23 protein-coding genes are annotated in these 21,428 nt (G+C 62.1%); 12 read left to right on the forward strand and 11 right to left on the reverse strand.

Annotated features, from left to right (window positions below; all coding sequences use genetic code 11):
- Entirely contained in the window at window positions 1-903 is a 903-nt protein-coding gene (locus J2R78_RS02395) for an alpha/beta fold hydrolase (protein WP_253609568.1), read from the forward strand.
- Window positions 904-929: 26 nt separating this feature from the next.
- Here the strand turns inward: J2R78_RS02395 and J2R78_RS02400 are convergent, their stop codons facing one another.
- From J2R78_RS02400 to J2R78_RS02425, 6 genes are all read right to left on the reverse strand, one after another.
- On the reverse strand, window positions 930-1,439 hold the full coding sequence (locus tag J2R78_RS02400; protein WP_253635991.1) for a DUF2721 domain-containing protein: 510 nt from the start codon (window positions 1,437-1,439) through the stop codon (window positions 930-932).
- A 133-nt stretch (window positions 1,440-1,572) separates the two neighbouring features.
- Window positions 1,573-2,574, reverse strand: a complete 1,002-nt coding sequence (locus tag J2R78_RS02405; protein ID WP_309144978.1) for a transporter — start codon at window positions 2,572-2,574, stop codon at window positions 1,573-1,575.
- Window positions 2,575-2,786: 212 nt separating this feature from the next.
- On the reverse strand, window positions 2,787-4,220 hold the full coding sequence (locus J2R78_RS02410; protein WP_253610065.1) for a DUF1254 domain-containing protein: 1,434 nt from the start codon (window positions 4,218-4,220) through the stop codon (window positions 2,787-2,789).
- Window positions 4,221-4,313: 93 nt separating this feature from the next.
- The gene (locus J2R78_RS02415) at window positions 4,314-4,655 is read right to left on the reverse strand and encodes an HdeA/HdeB family chaperone (protein WP_018270606.1); all 342 of its coding nucleotides are present in this window, start codon (window positions 4,653-4,655) and stop codon (window positions 4,314-4,316) included.
- 106 nt (window positions 4,656-4,761) lie between these two features.
- Window positions 4,762-5,430: a hypothetical protein gene (locus J2R78_RS02420; protein ID WP_253609570.1), complete on the reverse strand. Its 669-nt coding sequence runs from the start codon at window positions 5,428-5,430 to the stop codon at window positions 4,762-4,764.
- A 106-nt stretch (window positions 5,431-5,536) separates the two neighbouring features.
- Window positions 5,537-5,923, reverse strand: a complete 387-nt coding sequence (locus tag J2R78_RS02425; protein WP_253609571.1) for a helix-turn-helix domain-containing protein — start codon at window positions 5,921-5,923, stop codon at window positions 5,537-5,539.
- A gap of 205 nt (window positions 5,924-6,128) precedes the next feature.
- Here J2R78_RS02425 and J2R78_RS02430 point away from each other — a divergent pair, with 205 nt between their 5' ends.
- Window positions 6,129-7,181, forward strand: a complete 1,053-nt coding sequence (locus J2R78_RS02430) for an AraC family transcriptional regulator (protein ID WP_253609572.1) — start codon at window positions 6,129-6,131, stop codon at window positions 7,179-7,181.
- 14 nt (window positions 7,182-7,195) lie between these two features.
- Complete coding sequence (locus tag J2R78_RS02435; RefSeq protein ID WP_256560420.1) at window positions 7,196-8,110, forward strand: hypothetical protein; 915 nt, start codon at window positions 7,196-7,198, stop codon at window positions 8,108-8,110.
- Between the two features lie 254 nt (window positions 8,111-8,364).
- Here the strand turns inward: J2R78_RS02435 and J2R78_RS02440 are convergent, their stop codons facing one another.
- A complete protein-coding gene (locus tag J2R78_RS02440; protein ID WP_253609574.1) occupies window positions 8,365-8,856 on the reverse strand; it encodes a hypothetical protein in 492 nt (163 codons plus the stop codon).
- A 14-nt stretch (window positions 8,857-8,870) separates the two neighbouring features.
- On the opposite strand from J2R78_RS02440, the gene J2R78_RS02445 reads away from it, so the two are divergent.
- Window positions 8,871-9,317, forward strand: coding sequence for a hypothetical protein (locus tag J2R78_RS02445; protein ID WP_076833062.1), 447 nt, complete (start codon window positions 8,871-8,873; stop codon window positions 9,315-9,317).
- 166 nt (window positions 9,318-9,483) lie between these two features.
- Window positions 9,484-9,717, forward strand: a complete 234-nt coding sequence (locus J2R78_RS02450) for a hypothetical protein (RefSeq protein WP_253609575.1) — start codon at window positions 9,484-9,486, stop codon at window positions 9,715-9,717.
- A gap of 78 nt (window positions 9,718-9,795) precedes the next feature.
- Here the strand turns inward: J2R78_RS02450 and cax are convergent, their stop codons facing one another.
- The gene (gene cax / locus J2R78_RS02455) at window positions 9,796-10,899 is read right to left on the reverse strand and encodes a calcium/proton exchanger (RefSeq protein ID WP_253609576.1); all 1,104 of its coding nucleotides are present in this window, start codon (window positions 10,897-10,899) and stop codon (window positions 9,796-9,798) included.
- Window positions 10,900-11,080: 181 nt separating this feature from the next.
- On the opposite strand from cax, the gene J2R78_RS02460 reads away from it, so the two are divergent.
- Window positions 11,081-11,635, forward strand: a complete 555-nt coding sequence (locus J2R78_RS02460) for a Spy/CpxP family protein refolding chaperone (protein WP_233475477.1) — start codon at window positions 11,081-11,083, stop codon at window positions 11,633-11,635.
- 98 nt (window positions 11,636-11,733) lie between these two features.
- On the opposite strand, the gene J2R78_RS02465 is transcribed toward J2R78_RS02460, so the two are convergent.
- A complete protein-coding gene (locus J2R78_RS02465; protein WP_253609577.1) occupies window positions 11,734-12,141 on the reverse strand; it encodes a GFA family protein in 408 nt (135 codons plus the stop codon).
- Between the two features lie 249 nt (window positions 12,142-12,390).
- Between J2R78_RS02465 and J2R78_RS02470 the strand changes: the two genes are divergently transcribed.
- The 4 genes from J2R78_RS02470 to J2R78_RS02485 all read left to right on the forward strand — a co-directional run bounded on the left by J2R78_RS02470 (window position 12,391) and on the right by J2R78_RS02485 (window position 15,099).
- On the forward strand, window positions 12,391-13,344 hold the full coding sequence (locus J2R78_RS02470) for a metallophosphoesterase (protein ID WP_253609578.1): 954 nt from the start codon (window positions 12,391-12,393) through the stop codon (window positions 13,342-13,344).
- A gap of 12 nt (window positions 13,345-13,356) precedes the next feature.
- Window positions 13,357-13,680, forward strand: coding sequence for a cupredoxin family copper-binding protein (locus J2R78_RS02475; RefSeq protein WP_253609579.1), 324 nt, complete (start codon window positions 13,357-13,359; stop codon window positions 13,678-13,680).
- Window positions 13,681-13,774: 94 nt separating this feature from the next.
- The gene (locus J2R78_RS02480; protein ID WP_018270594.1) at window positions 13,775-14,332 is read left to right on the forward strand and encodes a sigma-70 family RNA polymerase sigma factor; all 558 of its coding nucleotides are present in this window, start codon (window positions 13,775-13,777) and stop codon (window positions 14,330-14,332) included.
- Window positions 14,329-15,099 (forward strand): anti-sigma factor, encoded by a 771-nt coding sequence (locus tag J2R78_RS02485; protein WP_253609580.1) that lies wholly within the window; start codon window positions 14,329-14,331, stop codon window positions 15,097-15,099. Before J2R78_RS02480 ends, J2R78_RS02485 begins: the two co-directional genes overlap by 4 nt.
- A gap of 102 nt (window positions 15,100-15,201) precedes the next feature.
- Here J2R78_RS02485 and hpnO read toward each other — a convergent pair whose 3' ends face one another.
- The gene (gene hpnO, locus J2R78_RS02490; protein WP_050387129.1) at window positions 15,202-16,593 is read right to left on the reverse strand and encodes an aminobacteriohopanetriol synthase HpnO; all 1,392 of its coding nucleotides are present in this window, start codon (window positions 16,591-16,593) and stop codon (window positions 15,202-15,204) included.
- A 101-nt stretch (window positions 16,594-16,694) separates the two neighbouring features.
- On the opposite strand from hpnO, the gene J2R78_RS02495 reads away from it, so the two are divergent.
- Window positions 16,695-17,324, forward strand: a complete 630-nt coding sequence (locus J2R78_RS02495; protein WP_253609581.1) for a DUF2147 domain-containing protein — start codon at window positions 16,695-16,697, stop codon at window positions 17,322-17,324.
- Between the two features lie 85 nt (window positions 17,325-17,409).
- On the opposite strand, the gene J2R78_RS02500 is transcribed toward J2R78_RS02495, so the two are convergent.
- The gene (locus J2R78_RS02500; RefSeq protein WP_253609582.1) at window positions 17,410-20,022 is read right to left on the reverse strand and encodes an MMPL family transporter; all 2,613 of its coding nucleotides are present in this window, start codon (window positions 20,020-20,022) and stop codon (window positions 17,410-17,412) included.
- 448 nt (window positions 20,023-20,470) lie between these two features.
- On the opposite strand from J2R78_RS02500, the gene ispH reads away from it, so the two are divergent.
- The gene (ispH, locus tag J2R78_RS02505) at window positions 20,471-21,397 is read left to right on the forward strand and encodes a 4-hydroxy-3-methylbut-2-enyl diphosphate reductase (protein ID WP_253609583.1); all 927 of its coding nucleotides are present in this window, start codon (window positions 20,471-20,473) and stop codon (window positions 21,395-21,397) included.
- Window positions 21,398-21,428: the final 31 nt, after the last annotated feature.

The following is a 21,428-nucleotide window of genomic DNA, read 5'->3' on the forward strand; positions in this document are numbered from 1 at the left end:
ATGAACGCCCCGAAGCGCTTCCTGGTTGGAGATGCCGGTGCACAGGTTGCGGTGGCGCAATGGGGCGAGCCGGCCTCGGACAAGCCGCCGGCGCTGCTGCTGCACGGTACAGGCTTTGTCGCGGAGGTGTGGACCGAGGTCGCAGAGGCGCTGGCGGCCGATTACACGGTCTACGCGCTCGACCGCCGCGGCCATGGCTTGAGCCACAAGCCGCCGGCCGATCGCTATCACTTCCAGGATTTTGCCGAAGACGTCCGCATGGTGGTGGAGCGCCTCGACCTCCATGACATCTACGCCATCGGTCACAGTGCCGGCGCAACCGACCTGCTGCTCGCAGCCAGACTGATGCCCGGTCGCTTCGCGCGCCTGCATGTCACGGAGCCGACCGCGATGGATCCGCGCGCGCCGCGCGCCGGAGACCTCAGCGACATCGCGAACGGCTCGGTGCAGGGCGTGCTGCGCCGCCGGGCCGAGTTCGACAGCGCCGACGATCTGTTCCAGCGGCTGCGCGCCGCGCCGGCCTTCGCACCATGGACCGAACGGTCGCTGTGGGCCTATGTCCATCACGGCTTTGCGCGGCTCGACGACGGCCGCATGCGGCTGCTTTGTACGCCGGAAATCGAGTCGGCCCTGCTAGGGCCGATCTTCCAGGCCATGGAGCAGATCTACACCGGCGATGGCCGCGGCAATCCGTTCCCGTGGTTCTCCGAGATCGCCTGCCCGGTCTGCATCGCGACCGCCGAGCAGTCATGGCCGATCTACAAGGAAATGGCCGACCGCGCCGCGGCGCTGATCCCGCATGCAAGCCGCTGGACCTTCGACGGTGTCGGACATTGCGTCGCGCAGGAAGCGCCGGAGTTGATGGTGGCAGCGCTCACGACATTTGCCGCGCGTGCGCGTTAAGGCGTGCACGTATCAATGCGTTGCGTCTAGCCGTAGTGATCGAACTCGCTCAGGGCAATTCGGACCTCTCGCGCGAAATCGACCAACGACACGATGAAAGCCACAACGGCAACAATGAAGAGAATGGCAACGCCCCGCTCGTGCTGGATGTGAAGGAACGCACTCACAAAGCCGACGACGATGACAACGCTGATCGAAATGCTTCCCATGATGGACCAGAAGATCGCGCGATTGATCATGGTGGCGCGCCGAGCAAGACGCGGCAGGTCTGCCTTGAGCCGGCATCTCGCCTGATCCTGATCCGAAATTTGGTTCAGGTAAATCGATCTGTCGATGATCCGGTTCAGGCGGGAAATCAGCACCGCGATAAAGGCCGCCAATGCGCCAAGCAGAAATGCGGGCGCAGCCGCTTGAGAAATCACTTGAGAGAGCTGACTGACCGACGGCGTATCCGGTAACATTGACTCCACTTTCGGGTTAACGCGGCCGAAATCAACCGGCCGAGCATTGGCAACTTGGGCCCTGCGGCCTGACAATCACGACGCCCGCGTATCGAACCGGCGTCGGCGAAAATTGCCGGGCGGCGTCCGAACGGCGGGCGTCGCCACCGGCACGGTTGCGGCCTATAGTGGCGTGATCTCGGCACAATCGAAGGCGCCAGCAGCGCTGCTATTTTGTCACGACCCGTCGGGTCGGCGTCACGGTGCTGGTCGGCGCCATCGGAGAGATCGAGAACGTCAACCAGGTATTCCAGCCGGCCGGGCGATTCTCTGCTGCAAATTCTCCATACCCTTTGAGATTCAGATAACCCTGCATGTCGCCTACGGGAAACAGGAAGCCGATCTGCGGACCAACGCCAAGCACGCGGGACCGGAAGCCTCCCAGGACAGGGTGCTGGCCGAAATCGTCGGTGACCTGCTGATAGGCATATCCAACCAGGCCAACGAAAACCTGCTTTGACAGGAATTGGGAGGCGCCCCAATCCAGATGGAAGTCGACCCCGCTCTGGTACTGGGTATCCGGATTCTTGAAATTGTAGGTGAAGCCCGCGACCGCGGAAAATTCGTGGCCCGCCTGCTGGTTAAAGTAGGTGTAGCCGCCGCCGGCATCGATGGCCGCGTGACCGATGCCGAGATTGGCAAGGCTGCTCGGGCTGTATGCTCCGACCGGGATGTCTCCCGTTACATAGCTCATGAAATTGTGCACCCCGGCGTTCCACTTCAGCGTCGCCTGCGGGTAGAGGTCGCCGACCGATGTGATCGAATCGCCGAAGCTGCCGGTGCGGGTTGTCGCCAGCGGACCGACGGCCGCCGTCAGCGTCCCCGCAAGATCCGCGCTCGACCGTCCGAACAGCCCGGTCACGCCGATGGCAAGTTGGCCACCCAGCACCGGCGTTGCGAACGTATAAGTGGGATTGAGAAGGATGAGATCCGCCTGCGCGTTGAGATGCAGGTTTAGGTTGACGTTAGCCGCGGCGGGGATTCTGCCAACCTGGATCTCCCTGGCGGCCGCGGCATTGCCGAATGCACTTACGCTGGTGTGATAGTAGACCTCCGCCATCGACCAGCCAGGGACCTGCGGGGTCGCAGCGAGGCTGCCGAAGCGGCCGGGAAGCCAATATGAGACGCCGGCCTCGTCGGCACGCGCGGCCTCAGATGAAACTGACGCCATGACCAGTATCATGGCGATGCCGACATCCCTGAGTGTCTTGCCTCGCCCGTTTGGTCGCCGCCTCATCGAAAGACCGCGAAGCCGCATGTCACGCCCCCTTTGGTGCGGTGCGGAACGACCTGTACGGCTCGCTCAGGCGCACGATTCGCCCGCGCAAATTGTAGCACATTGATTCATGCCGGCCCGGTTGGAGCCGGCATGAATCCAGTTTCTCAGGCCCCGATCTTCTTGGCGGCCGGAATCGTCCAAGTGCCGTTGATGATCGAAGGGTCGGTTTCCTGCGGCCAATACATCCGCAGCATGAGTATGAAATCTCCCTCGGGCGCAGGAAGCCAGTTCGATTCCTTGTCTTTGCCGGGCGAGTCCTTCTGAATGTAGAGATCGGTCGAGCCGTCCGGATTTTCCTTCAGATTTTCCCGCGCACTGATCGAATATCGGTTGAGCGGATTGTTCACGAAGAAGTAGCTGCTGTCGTACATCGTGAGCGACCAGAATCCCTCGACCGGAGGCAAGTGGCCTTTGGGAAACCGCATGACGTACTTGTTCGCACCATTGTACTTGCGCTCATCCGCATCCTTTTGCGAGGTCGGATAGACCGCATCCTGCGGGCGGTTGGCGCCGAGTCCGATCGCGGTTACCAGGGCCCGCATCAGGTAGTCCGTCCCGTAGATGCCGGTTTTCGTCGTGAACGCAAAGCCATTCTCATCCGTGATGGCCTTGTTGACCTTGAACTGAAGCATGATCCTGTCGAATGACACCTCGGGGACACGCTTCAGGAAGTCCGCCTTCAGCTTGGTCTCGTCAAAGTCCCGCCCGGGTACGATGCCGATGCGGGCAAATTTGGCGAGCTGGGCCGCGTCTGCCGCGTTCGGCGGGTTGCTTTTCATGAGCTCGCATAGCAGCTTGAAATACGACACCGCGTCCATGCGATTGACCTGTTCGCGGACGGCCGTCTTCATGTCGATCGAAGGATCGACCTTTCCTGGAGGCGGTGTGTACGGCTTGCCGTAAGCACTGAGCGGAACGAGCTTGCACTCATCCTGCAGCTTGTGGACGGCGGCGTAGTCCTCCGGCGTTCCGGTGCAATAGATGCGGCCGAGCAGCCACACGATATTGGTGGGCGATTTGTACTCCTTCACGCCGTCCGGCAGCGTGCCCTTCCAGCCGGGCCCGGTGATGGCATAGGTTTGTGCACCGGTGCCGGTGGTGCGCTTTCCCGGCACCTGGAACACCGTCGTCCAGCCATCAAGCATGGGCATCAGGAAATAGCGCCCCTTCATGTCCGGGATGCTGAGGACCCACGGTTCTTTCCCGACGTCGAAGAAGGACGTGGTGTAGAGCGTGTCCGCGTTGGGCGCAGTGACATCACGGAACGACGCGTCCGGATATTGGCGCAGCTTGATGATATGGCCCATCGGCCCGCGCGTGCCCACGGGCTCCGCGACGTTGGTGATGATCCTCCGCGTCATCTCCATCGTCACCAACGGATAGCCGAATATGTAGGCGTCGCTCGCGAGCCAGAAGTCTTCCAAGCCCTGACCGACACCCAGGAAAGCTCCCTCCTCGGCGACGGCTGGTCGACCTATCGCCGCTCCGGTGAGCAGCCCCATTCCGCCGAGCGCAAGATTGCGACGCGTGATCTCCATTGTTTTCTCTCCTTTGCAAATCGAATGATCTTCAAACAATCGTCAGGCTGCTCCGACTGTCGGCCCGCCGTAAAAGGTGTCCTAGCCCGCGGGTCAGGGCTGCATCCTGATCCCGAGCGCCGCTCTCATATCCTTGAAGACCACTGCGATGGCTTCGATGATGAGCTGGTCAGGATGAGCCTTGCAATGTTGAATCACTTCGTGCTCGGCCTCGCGGGACTTCTTGATGTCGAGGTAGTGCTTGCGCGCAAGCCCGTTGTACCAACCGCTGTACCAGGCAGTGAGAAGATCGGCGTCTCCCTGCCATGTTCCGGCGAGTTGCGCGCAGGTCAGCTTCTGAACGTCCAGATAGCCTTCGGCGTTGGCGTAGGCGCTGAGGTCTGTCTGCGCGTGCGCCGACTGAATGCCGGCGACGATCAGCGATGCTGCGATCATAGCGGTTCGTCTCATGATGCTCTCCTGTGAGCTCGCGTGCCCGGCTTAGATCGCGGCCGATCTTCCACCTGTCGGCCCAGCGGCTTCGACGCGACGGTCGCGTTGCTCAGTAACAAGGCGGATAAGGATAGTATCCGCATCGGGGGGCGTAGTACGGATAGGCTGCCGCAGCTCCAAGTGCGGCCGCACCCGCGACTGCAGCGCCGCGGTAGTAAGCACCTCGCCAGGCGGTGCGGCGGGCAACGCCGGCAAAAGACAGCGGCGTGAACGGACGACCGATGATGTCGATAAAGATCGACGCCGGTCCATCAGCCCCCGCAAGGTCGCCTTCGAGCATATCGACATCGAAAGTCAGCCTGTCGCCTTCGAGCTTGGGCGATTTCAGGACGACGACGGCGTCCGTTACCGATGATCCGTCTTTCCTGAACCCGGACACCGTGGCGTTTGGAGGGTCTTTCGCGAAATTGTCACTGCCATTGCCCCAATCCTCGACAATGCGCGATGTGAGATCATGACCGGCTGCCCTCACGGGCCGATCGGCGAACACGATCGCATTCGGTGAAACCCCCGTCAGCACAAGCTTCCCGTCCTTCAAGCTCGCACCGCGCGAGTTGAGAACGAAGAGCGATGGCACGACTTCCGGCTTTGCCTGACCTATCGACTTCTCGAGCGGTACGTGTGGTTTGTTCTCGGGTGCAGTTTGGGAAAGCACCTTATGGGGAGCGGCAATCAATCCGGCGACGCAAAATACCAACAGAGCTGAGCGAAGGGTCATGTTTGTTATTCCTTTGGGGAGCGCAATCTCGGCAATCAGCTTCGCTAAGCATTTCGCGCCAATTCAAATCGCGCGTCTTGCCATTTCGCGCCAATGATCGGAATTGTCATGGCCCAGCGGTGTGGGATCTCTTGCGATGGCCCGCTTGGCCCTGCCGATCGGCAAGTTGCCGCTGCCTGTAAACGATAGGTTGGATTTTCATCAAACGCACGAACCTGCGGCTGAAGCTGCTGGCGTTGCTATAGCCGACGAATTTCGCGATTTCCGACAGCCGCTTGCTTGAGTCTGCGAGCAAGCGGCAAGCGATGTTCAAGCGAACTTCCGCGAGCATTTCGCTGTGGCTGGTGCCCAGGCGACCAAGGTGTCGCTGCAACGTGCGCGAGCTGATCTTGAGGGCGTGAGCGGTGCTATCAAGAGTTGCGTCACCGTGTCGCAGCGACGCGACAATGACTGCGCGGACCGCCTGGGCTGAAGGCAATCGGACAGCTCTCATCGGTTGGTTTGAGGCGTGAAGCCCGTGCTCCTGCAGGAGAAACGACGCTTCAAGATAATGCAGCTTCGCCCACCGATCTGGCCATCAGCCGCCAAAACTTTCGCCAATCGGAATTCGTCGCAGCTGGTTGCGCGATAAAGACAACGCAAGACGAGTTCCGGCCTGCTAAGCTGCGATCGCGGCAAAACTTCTTGGGTAGGTAGTAATGACCGTCATTCCATTGACCCGTTGTCAATTTCTGATCCCGTTCGCTGAGCTCCATTCTGAAATAGGCGGCTCGACGGCAGCACTTCTCGCCAAATTTCAACTCCCGACGTCCTTTGAAGAAAAAGCGGATCATTACGTGCCTTTGCTGCCGGCGGTTCGGTTCGCGACGGCCGCTCAGCAAAAGCAGGGCCTATCGGAAATTGCCTTTCGCGCAGCCCAACGACTGTCGTTCGAACATTTGAGCGAAGCCATGCGGGCGCGGGTGCGCCATGCGCCAACGCTTCTGGTTGCCCTGCAGCAAATATGCCGGTGGGCGCCGTGCCAAGATACGATCCTCCAACTATGGCTCGAGCCAAGCGGCGAGAATTTGAAGATTTGCAGCAAGCTTATTGGAACGGAGGGCATTTCCCATCTTGAGATATCCCAGTGGCTTCAGAACATATTCGTCCTGCACATCGTCCGTCAGTTCGCCGGGATCAGTTGGTCTCCGAGAGTGATTGCGTTTGAAGCACTCTACACGCCGAGCCCGGAGGTCCAGTCGCATTGGCCGAACACGCGCTTCATGTCGGGTCAAAAGGCGTCATGGATCGAAGTGCCGGTAGAACTCCTCAGTCTTGCAAATCCCGCAAGCGACGTTCGGCCGACGCCCGCCGATCACGAGCCGCAGTCATTCGGAAAGGACGTCGTCAGCGCACTGAAGCTAAGCTTGCCCTCCTACCTTGATCAAGGAGGCCTCACGATCATGCAGGCCGCCGAGATGATGGGCGTGAGCACCAGGAGTCTGCAGCGGAGGCTTTCGCTCGCTGGTCTGACATACTCGGGTCTGCTTGAGCAGGCTCGCTTCAACAATGCGGCCAAGCTTCTGGGCAGCACAGAAATCAAGATCATCGACGTTGCATTCTCGTCGGGCTATGCCGACCCTGCCCACTTCACGCGGGCTTTCCGCCGGATTTCCGGCTGCACCCCACGGGAGTTTCGGCAGAGGTCGAGGAACGGACAAGCCACGATCGATCGGCCTGCCTCCCGATCCAATGGCAATCGCCGCGCCTAGGGAAGGTTCTCGCCTTGAACGCGCCGCCACGTAACAACGCGGGGCTCCTGGCTCCCGGATCGATCTTGAGCGCGGCATTGTGCGCGCTGCTCATCGCCGTCCCGGTTGCGCAGGCCTTTGCCGCAAACGATGATGGCCTTGCCAATGCTTCGGTGCCGACGATCTATCTCGACCTCAGGACGATCTACGCACAGGTTCCGGCAGGATCGCTCGCGTTCGGCTTTGGCCATCCGACGCTGTTCAATACGCAGACGCTTGCGACATCAGGCGGCGCGGCATCTCCGGTCGGCCTGCCAGCAGCGAAATCCCTCAATATGGATTTTCCGCTGACGGTCGATGTCACCGAGAGCGCCTCGCTCTATGCCGGCGTCTCCGGAAGTTCGACGAGCTTTGGAAGCTCCGGCTTTTCGTCCCTTCAAATCACAAGCTGGAACATCGGCTTCCAGGCCGACCTTTACGAGCAGAACGGTGGAACCTTTCCTACCGTGACGCTGCAGTCGACTATCACAAAGTCGATTCCCGATGGTCCACTGAGCACAACCTCCTTCAACCACATTCTCGAATTTGACTATGCGCTCGATTCCGATGAGACCAGAGGCTTCCTCAGCGGTTTCCAATACACGCGAACCGACGTCGACGGTGCGCTGGGAAGGATCAACCCCAACACGATTGCCTATGTCGGCGGCTACTATCAATGGCCGAACAATTGGAAATTTACCGGCCGCGTGGGCGTGCAATCCTTCGAGGGCGCGCAGCTTCTGAACCTCGCATCGATTCAGCCCTTTGCGCAACCGATCGTGCGGTTCGATCTCGACCGCGTGGACGATAATGACAACCGACTGTTTGGCGTCACAGCCGAAATCATGTGGGTGCCGAAACCGGCCTATCAACTGACGTTCAGAACGCCTCTGTATGCCGTCAAGAACTAGCCGGCGCCCCGGCCGCCCGAGCAAGCAAGCACCGAGACCATCCGACGAGGGTGCGAGCGACCCGCCCCCGACCGTGCTCCTACGACAGGTAGTTCTGCTCCGGTCACTTTGACTGCGTCCTCTGCGGCCATCACCGGGTCGGCCATCGGCGCGCCGGGATGCTGCGCCAATCGGTGCAGTGACACGGCCAAACAGTCATGGCGTCAGCCGTTACCTCAGAAACCGAAGCGCGCTCGCGGCAACCAATCGTCCGGCTATTGTTGATCGTCGAACAGCTTCGCCGAGGAGACCGGCGCGCGCACCGGCTGGATCGTCAGCCGATAGGCGATCAGGTTGGTGCCATCGAAGGCCTCGAGCAAGTAGTCGCAAACGGGACAGCGATACTCACCTTTGGTGCCAGGTTCGGACCATAGCTCCAACCGCCGGAAACCTGCGCCACAGCACGCGCACGTCACATCCGCTTTGCGCACGTTGATCCTCTTGGCTGCGTTCTGCAGGAGGTAAAAACACCAGGTGAACTCGGCAATGAAACGATGGCTGTCGCCTGACTGAGGCGAAAAGCAAATGCCATGGAACTCACGTTCGCATTCCAGGCAAGATGCTTCGGCAGCAGAGTACAGATTGTGCCTGGGGTTGATGACAGCTGCCTGACCCTTTTGGAATGCGCGCCCTGCTGCATTCCGTTGATCTACGTCAATCTCGCGAGGCGAAATTGTCGCAGTGTCGCCGTTCGCAAATTGTCCCATAGGGAGGACACGCCATGCTTCGTTGCATCCTCGCCGCTCTGGCGGCTCTGGTTCTCGTCGCTGTCTGCCTGATTCCTGATGACGCCTATGCCCGTCGCGGAGGAGGCGGCGGCTTCCGCGGCGGCGGAGGCGGCTTTCACGGCGGCGGGATGCGTGGCGGTGGCATGCATGTAGGCGGCGGAAGAGTTCACGGTGGAGGATATCGCGTTGCCGGCCGTCCAGGTGGCCGACCGATTGCAGGGCGTCCGGGCTATCCCGGTCGACCGATTGCAGGGCGCCCTGGCCGCCCGGTCGCCGGCTATCCCGGCTACGGCAGAGGCTACTATCGGCCGGGCTGGGGTTATGGTGCTGCCGCCGTCGGCGCTGCAGCCGCAGCCGGCGCGTATGGCGCCTATGGCTACTACGGCAACCAAAGCTGCTACTACAATGAATACGGGCAAATGGTCTGCCCGCAGTATTGATCCGGCTGAGCTGCAATGGATGGACATGCGGTTGCACCGCACCGGCTCGCTGTCGAGCTTCGTTCAGGCATCGGCATGTCCATTTTGAATGGATCGATCGCAAAGAGACGCCATGATCGCCATCGTGGCGGTCCCTTGAATTTTGCTTTTCCAAGGAGACGGCTCGATGGAGTACAACGCCTTCACCGACGCGAGCCTTAAGATGATGTACGAGGCTGTTCGCGGCGCGCTCGAAGCCGACGATGAGTTCGAGGCAAACGGTGAAGATCCAAAATTCCGGGTCCGGTCGACGGCCGAATGGAAGCGGCATGCCAGCAATCTTGAGGCCGAGATTCTGAAACGGGGGCTCCAGATCGACATCATCGACTGGACGCGCGGTCAGAGCGAGCTACCGCTCTAAAGCCATCAGGGGTCCGCGTGAACGCGACGAAGAACACGCGCCCTCGTCCGGATTGGTGCCGGCAACGCTCGCCGTTGATCAAACCGGGCCGTGCGATCCAGGTGGCACCATGTACAGGGTCATGGCGAAAATCACATAGATGAGCACGAGCAAGGCGCCGATAAACCATGCCGACCGTCCGCTGTTGGTGATGAAGCAGGACGTCGCGGAGGCGATCATGACCATCGTCACGGCGCCCGGCCAGAACTGCAAATCCATCGGCTTCGGACCGACGACGTAGCTCAGAAGCACCAGCGCCGGCGCGACAAACAAGGCGATTTGAGACGCGCTGCCGAGCGCGATGCTGACGCTCATATCGAGACGGTTCTTGCGCGCCGCAGAAAACGCGACCGCCATTTCTGCCGCGGCGCCGACCAGCGCGACGATGATGAAACCGACGAACGCCGGGCTCAATCCCAGCGTCTCGCCCGCTTTCTGCACCGAGCTAACGAATATTTCGCTGACCAGTGCAACCAGCACCGTGACGACGAGAAGGGTGCCTAACGCAAGTCCGATCGGCCAGCCGGCGCCGCCGGTTTCGCCATGCTCCTCGCTTGCGAACAGCTCCTTGTGTGTCTTGAGCGAGAACAGCAAGCCGAGCCCATAGGCGCATATCAGCAGCACAGCGAGGCCCGTACTGAGAGCCAGCGCCATGGCCTCGCCGCGCGCCGGATCGAGGTCGGCAACAGCCGAGGGCGCAAGCAACGCAATCGTGGCCATCAGCAGCAGCGCTGCGTACATCCTCCCGCCGGCCCGGTTATATTCCTGAACGTGATGGCGGAGCCCCCCGAGCAGGAACGATGCGCCGAGCATGAAGAGTGAATTGGTGACGATGGCACCAGCGATCGATGCCTTCACCAGCATGTATTCGCCGGCATGCAGCGCAGCGATCGCGATAATCAGCTCGGTCAGATTGCCCAGGGTTGCGTTGAGCAAGCCTCCGATTGCGTCGCCCGTTTTCTCCGCGACGCTTTCCGTCGCGTGGCTGAGAAGGGCAGCCAACGGCACGATGGCCAGCACGGCGAGCACAAACAGTGCTGTGTGGGCGGACGGAGCTGCCGTCTCGACCACCAGCACAATCGGCACGAAGACAAGCATCCAGAATAATGGATTGTGACGAATTTCCTTGAGCAGAAGGTGCATGGGACCGCCCGGTCGGTGGGAGTTGGACAGCAATTTCTGAACACCATGGACCGCCCGCGCTTGATCTAGCTCAACCCGCAAACAGCCGACGTCGCTCGGTATTTTGCGAACGGTCAGAAGAGCGTTCCTGCCTCCGGCTCCCTGCCCCTTTGACCTAGATCAACCGGCAGCCGATCCGGCTATGTTTTCCTTCTCGGGACGTCCAAGAAAAGCAGCTCAGGAGTTTGCAATGACGAGGAACGCAGCCGCCGCAGCGATTGCACTTTTGATGACAACCTCGTCTCTCGCCATCGCAGCAGAGACATCCCCGACTGTCGGCGTTGCGCCACCCAGCGCCGCCGACCTGAAGAGCCTGACCGACATGCGCGTCGGCATCGTCAAGGCCGCCTTGCAGCTGACTCCGGATCAGGAGAAGTACTGGCCGGCCATCGAGGATGCGATCCGCACCAGAGCGAAAAATCGGCAGGCTCGGTTGGAGCGCATTGCCGAATTGCACGAAAACGGACCGATGGACGGAATGCATGAAGGCAATCCGGTCGAATTCATGCAGCGCAGGGCGGATCGGCTGATTCAGCGCGGGACCGACCTCAAGAAGCTCGCCGATGCCTGGGAGCCGCTCTACAAGACATTGAGCGATGATCAGAAGAGAAGGATGGCGTTCGTGTCGTTCGCTGTCATGCGTAGCGTGCGAAATGCGATCGAGCAGCGCGGCGGTCCGGAAGACGAGGACGAGTAAAGCCAAACGGGCGCAGGCGTCTACGTTGCGGGGCGATTCCATGTCGCGGCGCGCATCGCCGCTTCGCCAGAGGCAGCGCCGCGTTCATCAACCGGCGGTCATTCCGGCGGCGGAAAGCGATCGAAGGTCGGCAGCTCGTGTGCATCCTCCATCCAGCGCAGCCGCTCCGCGACCTGGATATGCATCGTGGCCGGCACCGCGTCGGGATCGTCATAGGTGCCGCTCTGGATGTCGATGAACCCGGGCAGCATGTTGCCGTTGGTATAGAAAAGTCCGCTACCGCAGTTCGCGCAGAAGTGCCGCCGGCCGTGCTCCGAGGATCGGTAGATCCTGGGCTGCCCCTTGGTCACCTTGACCATGTCCTCGGCCACCATGACCCAGCCAACCATCGGCGCGCCAGCGTGGCGCCGGCAATCGGTGCAGTGACACAAAGCATGGACGACCGGTTCGCCGGTCACCTCGTAACGGATCTCGCCGCAGTGACAGCCGCCGGTGACGTCAGCCATGTTTTCCTCCGCTCGATCAGTGGTTTGCCGGGTCGATAACGCCGCAAGCAGCAACGCTTCAATTGCGCATCTTGCCCTTGCGTCGAGCTGTCGCGCGGTCCCCTGCGCCCACCGATCATGCAGACCGGCGTCGTACCTCACGAAATCGTCATCCCTGCCCTCGGCCCCGCCAAAGCGTCGGGAATAAAGCCCCGGCCCCGCCGATCATCTCCCCGGAAACCCAATCCCTGGGCCCACGGGAGACTTGCCATGAGCGGACACGATCACGACCATCGCGATGAGGAAAAAGGCGTTAGCCGACGCAAGGTGCTGGAATGCATGACCTGGGCAGGCACCGGCGTGCTGTGGACCGTCACCGGCGGCGTGCCGCATTCGCTCGGCATCATCGGATCGGCCGCGGCTGCGGAAGCTGCGCCCGGCATGACCTTCATGCAGATCAGCGACAGCCATGTCGGCTTCGACAAGCCGGCCAACCCGAACGCCATCGGCACGCTGGAAGAGGCCATCAACAAGGTCCGGGCGATGCCGGTCAAGCCGTCCTTCATGATCCACACCGGCGACATCACGCATCTGTCGAAGGCGTCCGAATTCGATGACGCCGATCGCATCATCTCGCAGGCCAAGCTCGACGTGCACTACGTGCCGGGCGAGCACGACTTCATCGACGAGGAGGTCAAGCTCTACAAGGAGCGCTACGGCCGCGGCACCAAGGGTCCGGGCTACTATTCGTTCGATGCCGGCGGCGTGCATTTCATCGGCCTCGTCAACGTCGTCGACCTCAAGGGCGGCGGCCTCGGCAATCTCGGCAACGAGCAGCTCGAATGGCTGGAGAACGACCTCAAGGGCCGCTCGAAGTCGATGCCGATCGTGCTGTTCGCCCACATCCCGCTGTGGACGGTCTATCCGCAATGGGGCTGGGGCACCGAGGACGGCGCCCGCGCGCTGGAATACGTCAAGGGCTTCGGCTCGGTCACGGTGCTCAACGGCCACATCCACCAGGTAATGCAGAAGGTCGAGGGCAACGTCACCTTCCACACCGCGCGTTCGACCGCCTTCCCGCAGCCGGCGCCGGGCTCCGCCCCCTCGCCCGGCCCGATGAAGGTGGAGGATGCCAAGCTGCGCAGCATGCTCGGCGTCGCCAGCATCAACTTCAAGCAGAACAGCCAGCCGCTGGCGATCATCGACACGCCGCTGCAAGACTGAGGGACAAGACCGATGAGTTCGATCAATCGACGCGACTTCGGGATCGCCGTGGTCGCGACCATGCTGCTGCCGGTCACGGCGGCCCGCACCGAAGATACCGCGGTTCACATCGACAACTTCTCGTTCACCCCGCCCCAGCTTGACGTGAAGGTCGGCACGACAGTGACCTGGACCAACCGCGACGACATCCCGCACACCGTGGTGTGCGCGGGCAAATTCCGCTCCAAGACCATGGATACCGACGGCACCTTCTCCTTCACCTTCACGGAGCCCGGCGAGTACAAGTATTTCTGCTCGCTGCATCCGCACATGACAGGCAGTGTCAAGGTTGGGTAACGTGACAACCCATACAATCACAACCATGCCCGGCCGGTGGCCCTCCGCCCCCGGCCGGGCACGAGCCGTCTCTCGACATGCCGGACAGGACACGATGGTTGTCAACGCGTCGCAAGACGATCCCGAAAAGGCGCGGCGCTTCCGCGAGGCCGCGCTGCCGTACCTTGACGACGCCTATACGCTGGCCCGCTATCTGCTGCGCGATGCCGCCGACGCCGAGGATGCGGTGCAGGAATGCTATCTGCGCGCCTACAAGCATTTCGACAGCTACCGCGGACCTGCGATGAAGCCGTGGCTGTTCGCGATCCTGCGCAATGTCTGCCGTGCCGAATATGCAAGGCGCAAGACCGCCCCGACCGCGGTCGAGGAGTTGCCCGAAGGCGGCGAGCAGACCCCGCTGTGGAATGAAGCCCCGGAGACCCCGGAAAAGCAGCTGCTGCGCCGCTTCGACGGCGAAACCGTGCGCAAGCTGGTCGCGGCGCTTGCCGAGCCGTTCCGCGAGACCTTCGTGCTCAGGGAAATCCAGAATCTTTCATACCGCGAGATCGCCGATGTCGCCGCCGTGCCGGTCGGCACCGTGATGTCGCGCCTCGCGCGCGCCCGCGCCATGCTGCGATCGGCCTGGCTTGCGGAACAGGAGCAAGCGAAATGACCTGCGAGGAAGCCGAAGTGCTGATCCACGCGCTAATCGACGGCGAACTCGACGCCGGCCATGCGCGCGAAGTGGAAGCCCATGTCGAGGGATGCGCGCATTGTGCCGCGCTCATGAAGGAGTATCAGGAGATCCGCCAGGCGATCGCCGAGAGCGATTTGCGCTACAAGGCGCCGCTCGAGCTGCGTCGCAGGATCGAGAAGTCGCTGCCGCAACCACAAGTGCAGGCGGCGCCGAGCCGGCGCTCGGTGCTGCGCGGCTTCGCGCTGGGCTCCGCGGTGTCGGCCATGGCAGCGACCGGCCTTGTCGCGATCGTGCTGCGCAACGATGACGAGCAGCGCATCGAGAACGAGGTGGTGTCGGCGCATCTGCGTTCGCTGCAGGCCGGCCACCTCACCGACGTGATCTCGACGGATCAGCACACGGTCAAGCCCTGGTTCAACGGCAAGCTCGACGTCTCGCCGCCGGTGATCGATCTCACCGCGCAGGGCTTCACGCTGATCGGCGGCCGGCTCGACTACGTCAACGCCCGCGAGATCGGCGCCGTGGTCTACAAGCGGCGCCAGCACGTCATCAACCTGTTCGTGGCGCAGACCGCGAACACCGAACGCAAGGCGGCGAAGATCTCGACACTGCAGGGCTTCAATATCCGCCGCTGGAGCGACCGCGGCCTGAACTACTGGGCGGTCAGTGATCTCGGCGCCGACGAGCTGAGCGAGTTCGGCGACAAGTTCGAGGGCGCGATGCGCGCCAACAAGGAGGGGTGAAATCTTGTAGCCCGGATGCAGCGCAGCGCAATCCGGGAACGGTCTTGCCAGTTGTGAGAATCCCGGATTTCGCTTCGCTTCATCCGGGCTACATCGTGAGGCCTACGCCGACTTGCGCACCGCGTTGTCGACCAGCGTCTTGCCGAGCGACCAGATCGCGCCGGGCACCTTGTGGCTGCCGGCGATCACGTCGTCGAACGACTTCTCGATCCAGGTGCAGTCCGCTTCGGTGATCATGAGCGGCGGCAGCAGCTTGATGGTGTGGAGGCCGTGGCCCGCGACCTGGGTTAGGATCTTGTGATCCTTGAACAGCGGCACCGTGATCAGCTGGCAGAACAGGCCCTTGTTGGCGGTCTCCAGCAGATTCCACGACGCCTTGAGCCGCAGCGATTTCGGCGGACCGAACTCGACGCCGATCATCAGGCCTTTGCCGCGAACTTCCTTCATCAGTTCATAGCCGGGCACCATGCGCGTCAGCGCAAGACGGAGCTCGGCGCCGCGCTTGGCGGCGTTCTCGACGAGCTTCTCGGCCTTGATGACGTCGAGCGTGGCAATGCCGGCGGCCATCGCGAGATCGTTCTTGGCGAAGGTCGAGCCATGCACCACCGCGCGGTCCATCTGGTTGAAGATCTTGTCGAAGATGTTCTTGCGCGTCAGCAGCGCGCCGATCGGCACGTGGCCGCCGGACAGCGCCTTCGCCAGCAGCACCATGTCGGGCTCGATGCCCCAATGCTCGATCGCGAGGAATTTTCCGGTGCGGCCGATGCCGGTCTGGATCTCGTCGGCGATGAACAGCGTGCCGTATTTGCGGCACAGCGCCAGCGCGCCGGGCAGGAACTCGTCGGTGGGCATGTTGACGCCCTTGCCCTGGATCGGCTCGACGATGAAGGCGCCGACCTGGCGCGACGACAGCGCCTTCTCCAGCGCTTCGAGATCGTTGAAGGGAATCGGAGTGCAGCCCGGCAGCAGCGGCTCGAATCCGCCGCGGAAATTCGAATCATCCGTCAGCGACAGCGCGCCGTAGGACAGGCCGTGGAACGAATGCCCGCAATAGACGATACCGGGGCGGCCGGTCGCGCCGCGCGCGAACTTGATCGCGGCTTCGACGGTTTCGGCGCCGGAATTGGCGAAAAAGACCTTGTCCAGATATGGAACATGTTCCAGAAGACGTTCCGCGAGCACGCCGGCGAGCGTCGAGACATCGAGCTGCACGAGATTGGGCAGATCGGCGTCGAGCACGCTCTTCAGCGCCTGGCGCAGGGCCGGATGATTGCGGCCAATCGCAAAAACGCCAAATCCGCTCAATAGATCAAGGTAACGAGCCCCCTGACGATCGAAGAGGTATTGGCCTTGCCCCTTCTGGAAGCCGACGTCGTAGCCGATGGTCTTGAGAACGCGAACGAGCTGCTCGTTGAGGTGACGCGTGTGCATGGCACCGCGCTGCCCCTCGCGCTCCACAAAAATCTCGGAAACGTCTAAATTGGAACTTACCATTCGTCACATACGTCGGTTGATGGCCATCTCGTCAACTTAAAACGCTCGCTAGCGGCGTTTTGCCCCCGCTCGGATCGTCCAGTTAAGCACAGGTTTGGACCATGTTGCACTGCCCAAGAACTTTCGCGCGTACAATAGCCTTTTCAGGTTTATTTTTGGCCACCGTATTATCACCGGCACTTGCAGCGGACCCGACCGGCGACTGGAAGGTCGCTGACGGTGTCGCCACCATCCGCGTCGCCCAGTGTAATGGCAACATGTGGGGTGCGGTATCCTGGGAAAAAACCCCGGGCGGCAAGGATAGGAACAATCCTGATCCTGCGAAGCAGAGCAGGCCGACGCTCGGCATGCCGATCCTGATCGACATGAAGAAGAAGGCCGGCGCCGATGCGTGGGAAGGTCAGGTCTACAACGCCAAGGACGGCCAGCTCTACAGCTCGACCATCAAGCCCGTCGGCACCGATCAGCTCGAGATCCAGGGCTGCGTGCTCGGCTTCCTGTGCGGCGGCGAGACCTGGACCCGCGTCGGTCCGCCGATTCCGGCGAGCGCCGCCGGCAACCCGGCGGCGAAGGGCACCCAGCCCAAGTCAACAGCACCGCAGAAAACCACCGGCGCCGTAGCGCCGGCCACCAAGCCGGCTCAAAAGCAGGCCCCGGGCAACGCCAATGCGCAGGCTGACGCCGTGGGCGATATCTGCCTGCTCCCCGACATCGCGCGACCGACGCATTAGCGGAACCTGCGGGAACACCATCCGCTGACATCGCGGCTCGGCGGCGCCTGCCGCCAAGCCGGTTCGACAGTGAATCGCCAGCGCGTCAGGTGACGTCGTTGGCGATGTCCTCCTCCTTGACCTCGCGCGGCTTGCCCATCAGCGCCGGCTGGAACAGCAACACCGCCGCGAGCGTGGTGACGAGAGAGAGCGCCAGCAGCTTGCCCATGCTGGCGGTGCCGGGATGGCTCGACAGCCACAGGCTGCCGAACGCGGTCGCCGTGGTCAGCGCGCTGAAAAAGATCGCGCGTGTCAGGCTCGACTGCAGCAGATTCGTCCTGCCCTGCCGCCACGCCGTGACATAGTAGATCTTGAACGCCACGCCGACGCCGAGCAGCAGCGGCAACGCGACGATGTTGGCGAAGTTGAGCGGCAGCCCGATCAAGACGCAGATCTCCAGCGTGACGATGCCGGCGACGAGGAGCGGCACCAGCGTCATCAGCACGTCGACAACGCGGCGCAGCGTGAGCCACAGCAGCAGGCCGATCGTGACCAGCGCCAGAATGCCGGCGTGGATGAACGCCTTCACGATGACGTCGCCCGACTTCAGGATCGAGACCGGTCCGCCGATCGCGGTCGGCTCGGCGGCGAGCACGGCGTCGGCAAAGCGGCGCAGATTGTCGTTGTCGTTCGGATCGCCCTTCGGCTCCACCTCGACACGCATCAGGCCGTCCTTGGTCTTCCAGCTGGCGACGAGTTCCGGCGGCAGGTTCTGCAGCGTGACGGTCTGGGCCTGCAGCGTATTGCGGAGCTGATCGAACACGATCTTCATCGGCGCGACGAATACGTCCTGCGCCTTGTCGCGGGTCGCCTCATTCGCATCGGCGAGCTTCTGCAGCGCGTCGGCGAGCCGGCGCGCGGCCAGCGCACCCGGCCCCTTGCCGTCGCCCGCGGTCTTGCGCAGGCCGTCGACCGAGCTCTTCAGCGACTCGACATTCTCCTGATCCGACGGCGCCGGATCGACCGAATCCGGGTTGAGCGCGGGGCCGAGCGTCTTGGCCGCCTGCGCGATCAGCTTCAGCTTGGCCGGCTGGTCGTCGGGCACGAAGCTGTCGAGCGACATCACGCGCGACACTTCCGGCAGCTTCTCGAGCTTGGCCTCGATCTTCTTGGCGTCGGCTTCCGAGCGCGTCATCACATTGATGGCATTGGCGCCGGTGTTCGGATCCTTCCTCAGGTCGAGGAAGGTCGCGATCGATTCCACCTTGGAATTGCGCAGATTGATCGGGTTGAAGTCGAACTTCATGTAATGGAGCAGCGGCAAGCCCGCGACCGTGACCAGCAGCGTGCCGACGATGATCGGAACGCGATGCTTCTCCAGGAAGTTATCGAGCGGCGCCAGGAAGGCGTAGCCGACCGGCTCCTTCTCGCCGGGCGGATTGAGCAGATCGAGCAGCGCCGGCAGCACCGTGATGCTGGTGACGAACGCCACCAGCATGCCGGCGCCGGCGATCTTGCCGAGCTCCGAGATGCCCTTGTAGTCGGTCGGCAGGAAGCAGAGGAAACCGGCAGCGGTCGCCATCGCGGCGAGCGACAACGGCACCGCCGAGCGGCGCGCCGCGTTTTCCAGCGCCAGCGTCAGATTGTCGTTCTTGAAGCGCTCGGAGCGGTAGCGGACGCTGAACTGGATGCCGAAGTCGACCCCGAGGCCGATGAACAGCACGGCGAAGGCAATCGAGAGCAGGTTCAGCGAGCCGACCATCATCAGGCCGACCGCCGTGGTGATGGCAAGCCCGATGAACAGGTTCACGAACACGGCGAAGATGATCTTGCCGGAATGCAGCGCCATCCAGAGGATGACCAGCACGATCACCACGGTGCCGATGCCGTTGGTGATCGCGCCGTCCTGCACGGTGGCGTATTCCTCGTTGGCGATCGGCACCGGTCCGGTCAGGCGAACGCGCGCGTGATATTCAGTCGGGAATTTCAGATCGGCCGCCGCCTGGCGGATCGCATCGGTCGCGGCCTTGCCCGGCTCCAGCGCCGAATAGTCGATGATCGGCTTGATCTCGATGAAGGCGCGCTTGTCCGAATCGGTCAGCGGCTTGTCGCTGGTGAGCTCGCGCCACGAGAAGGTCGCGTTGCCCTTGGCGAGGACGGTCTCGACCGTCTCGGAGATCAGGTTGAAGGGCGGCGCGGCATTGTCGAGCTTGACCTGCCCGCGCTTGACGCCGGCAAGGCCGGTCTCGAGCGCGCCGGTCAGGCCGCGTATCGAGGGATCGCCGGCCATGATCTCGATCAGAGGCGCGGCCGATTCGAGCTGGCCCGCGACCTTGCCGACTTCTTCGGTCGGCAGGAACAAGAGGCCGTTCTTCTCGAAGAATTCGCCGGAGCCCAGCGCGGTGATCGCCTCGAAGTTCTTCTTGTCGGCCTGCAGCTTCGCGGTGAGCGCCTTCGCGGCCGAGCTGGTCAGCTCCGGCGTCGCTGCCTCGACCACCGCCAGGATCAGCCGCTCGCGATCAAATGCTTCCTCGAACTGGTTGTCGCGCTTGCGCCAATCGAGATCCGGCGAGATCAGCTTGTTGATGTCGGTGTTGATCGAGAAGTTGCGGGCCGTGTAGAAGCCGGCGCCGATCGACAACAGGACAGAGATAATCACAACCGGAAGGGCAAAACGCGTACAGGTTCTAACAACGGAGACGACAATATTTGTCAGCACTTCGTTTCTTTCTATCTCGGGGAAGCATGGCCGAAAACGCCCGCTCTGTAGCGGAGTTCCCGGGACCGATCTAATGTTGTTTTGGTTATCTTCCTCGACGGGACGGCGAGGAGGTTCCAAACCACAGGAACGGCCACGAATGGCCGGTATAAACCGCATCAGTGGGCGATAAAGTGACGAACAAGTGAGGGAGACGGACGGTCGCAGGGGTCGAAACCCACACCACATTACCTCTAACGCCCCTCGTCCGTGACCACGCCCCATCGAACCGCTACCTTTTTGCCACAAATCGCTGTATTTCCATGCGCTTGGGGCGCAGATCCCGTCCAGGAACTGTGATGGCTCGGACATTGCAACTGACGTTGCGACGTCCGACCTGTGGAGTGCGTTGCCGAAAAGGCCGCAGGGCATTGAACGAGATTGGTGCAATTTGCGTAACGAACGTCAGATGGAAGTGTTTCTTGCTCAGCCGCGCGGCTTTTGCGCGGGCGTTGTGCGCGCGATCGAGATCGTCGAACGCGCGATCGAGAAGTATGGGCCGCCGGTCTATGTCCGCCACGAGATCGTGCATAACAAACACGTCGTCGAGAGCCTGAAGAAGAAGGGCGCGATCTTCGTCGAGGACCTCTCGGAAGTGCCGGCCAAGGCGGTGACCGTCTTCAGTGCCCATGGCGTTGCTAGGAGCGTCGAGGCGGAGGCGGAAGCCCGCGACCTGCCGGTGCTCAATGCCACCTGCCCGCTCGTCACCAAGGTCCACAACCAGGGCAAGCGCTATATCTCGAAGGGCCGCGCCCTGATCCTGATCGGGCACGCCGGCCATCCCGAGGTCGAGGGAACCATGGGCCAGGTTCCGGGGCCGGTCCTGCTGGTCCAGAGTGTCCAGGACGTGGCGGAACTGAGGCTGCCGAGCGATACGCCGGTCGCCTACATCACCCAGACCACCCTGTCCGTGGACGACACCAGGGACATTATCGCGGCCCTTCAGGCAAAATTTACAGATATTCAAGGCCCGGATATCAGGGATATCTGCTATGCGACACAGAACCGCCAATCTGCGGTAAGGGACCTGAGCAAACGGGTTGACGTCATTTTGGTGGTTGGGGCCGCCAACAGTTCCAACTCGAACAGGCTTCGTGAAATCGGCACCGAGGTCGGCGTCGCGAGTTATCTCATTGCCGATGGGAGCGAACTCAATCCGGATTGGCTCAAGGATGCGAAGGCCGTCGGCATTACCGCGGGCGCTTCTGCGCCCGAAGTTTTGGTCGACGATGTGATCGAGGCTCTGCGGCGGATCGGACCGGTGTCGGTCTCGGTCGTTCCGGGCCGAGAAGAGAATATCGAATTCCGGCTGCCGGCCGAACTGACTACGGGCTGATCTGAACCCACATCCCTTTGATAAGTGCAGA

Origin of the sequence: Bradyrhizobium sp. USDA 4538 (genome assembly GCF_024171045.1) — a bacterium.
GTDB classification, from domain to species: domain Bacteria; phylum Pseudomonadota; class Alphaproteobacteria; order Rhizobiales; family Xanthobacteraceae; genus Bradyrhizobium; species Bradyrhizobium australafricanum.

Excerpts from the sequence above, each read along its gene's own strand:
- J2R78_RS02475 (WP_253609579.1), top strand. The coding sequence starts at position 13,357 with ATGAGTTCGATCAATCGACGCGACTTCGGGATCGCCGTGGTCGCGACC.
- J2R78_RS02470 (WP_253609578.1), top strand. The coding sequence starts at position 12,391 with ATGAGCGGACACGATCACGACCATCGCGATGAGGAAAAAGGCGTTAGC.
- cax (WP_253609576.1), bottom strand. The coding sequence starts at position 10,899 with ATGCACCTTCTGCTCAAGGAAATTCGTCACAATCCATTATTCTGGATG.
- J2R78_RS02465 (WP_253609577.1), bottom strand. The coding sequence starts at position 12,141 with ATGGCTGACGTCACCGGCGGCTGTCACTGCGGCGAGATCCGTTACGAG.
- J2R78_RS02450 (WP_253609575.1), top strand. The coding sequence starts at position 9,484 with ATGGAGTACAACGCCTTCACCGACGCGAGCCTTAAGATGATGTACGAG.
- J2R78_RS02445 (WP_076833062.1), top strand. The coding sequence starts at position 8,871 with ATGCTTCGTTGCATCCTCGCCGCTCTGGCGGCTCTGGTTCTCGTCGCT.
- J2R78_RS02405 (WP_309144978.1), bottom strand. The coding sequence starts at position 2,574 with ATGGCGTCAGTTTCATCTGAGGCCGCGCGTGCCGACGAGGCCGGCGTC.
- J2R78_RS02485 (WP_253609580.1), top strand. The coding sequence starts at position 14,329 with ATGACCTGCGAGGAAGCCGAAGTGCTGATCCACGCGCTAATCGACGGC.
- J2R78_RS02410 (WP_253610065.1), bottom strand. The coding sequence starts at position 4,220 with ATGGAGATCACGCGTCGCAATCTTGCGCTCGGCGGAATGGGGCTGCTC.
- J2R78_RS02425 (WP_253609571.1), bottom strand. The coding sequence starts at position 5,923 with ATGAGAGCTGTCCGATTGCCTTCAGCCCAGGCGGTCCGCGCAGTCATT.
- J2R78_RS02395 (WP_253609568.1), top strand. The coding sequence starts at position 1 with ATGAACGCCCCGAAGCGCTTCCTGGTTGGAGATGCCGGTGCACAGGTT.
- J2R78_RS02495 (WP_253609581.1), top strand. The coding sequence starts at position 16,695 with ATGTTGCACTGCCCAAGAACTTTCGCGCGTACAATAGCCTTTTCAGGT.
- J2R78_RS02440 (WP_253609574.1), bottom strand. The coding sequence starts at position 8,856 with ATGGGACAATTTGCGAACGGCGACACTGCGACAATTTCGCCTCGCGAG.
- J2R78_RS02480 (WP_018270594.1), top strand. The coding sequence starts at position 13,775 with ATGGTTGTCAACGCGTCGCAAGACGATCCCGAAAAGGCGCGGCGCTTC.
- ispH (WP_253609583.1), top strand. The coding sequence starts at position 20,471 with ATGGAAGTGTTTCTTGCTCAGCCGCGCGGCTTTTGCGCGGGCGTTGTG.
- J2R78_RS02430 (WP_253609572.1), top strand. The coding sequence starts at position 6,129 with ATGACCGTCATTCCATTGACCCGTTGTCAATTTCTGATCCCGTTCGCT.
- J2R78_RS02460 (WP_233475477.1), top strand. The coding sequence starts at position 11,081 with ATGTTTTCCTTCTCGGGACGTCCAAGAAAAGCAGCTCAGGAGTTTGCA.
- J2R78_RS02420 (WP_253609570.1), bottom strand. The coding sequence starts at position 5,430 with ATGACCCTTCGCTCAGCTCTGTTGGTATTTTGCGTCGCCGGATTGATT.
- J2R78_RS02415 (WP_018270606.1), bottom strand. The coding sequence starts at position 4,655 with ATGATCGCAGCATCGCTGATCGTCGCCGGCATTCAGTCGGCGCACGCG.
- hpnO (WP_050387129.1), bottom strand. The coding sequence starts at position 16,593 with ATGGTAAGTTCCAATTTAGACGTTTCCGAGATTTTTGTGGAGCGCGAG.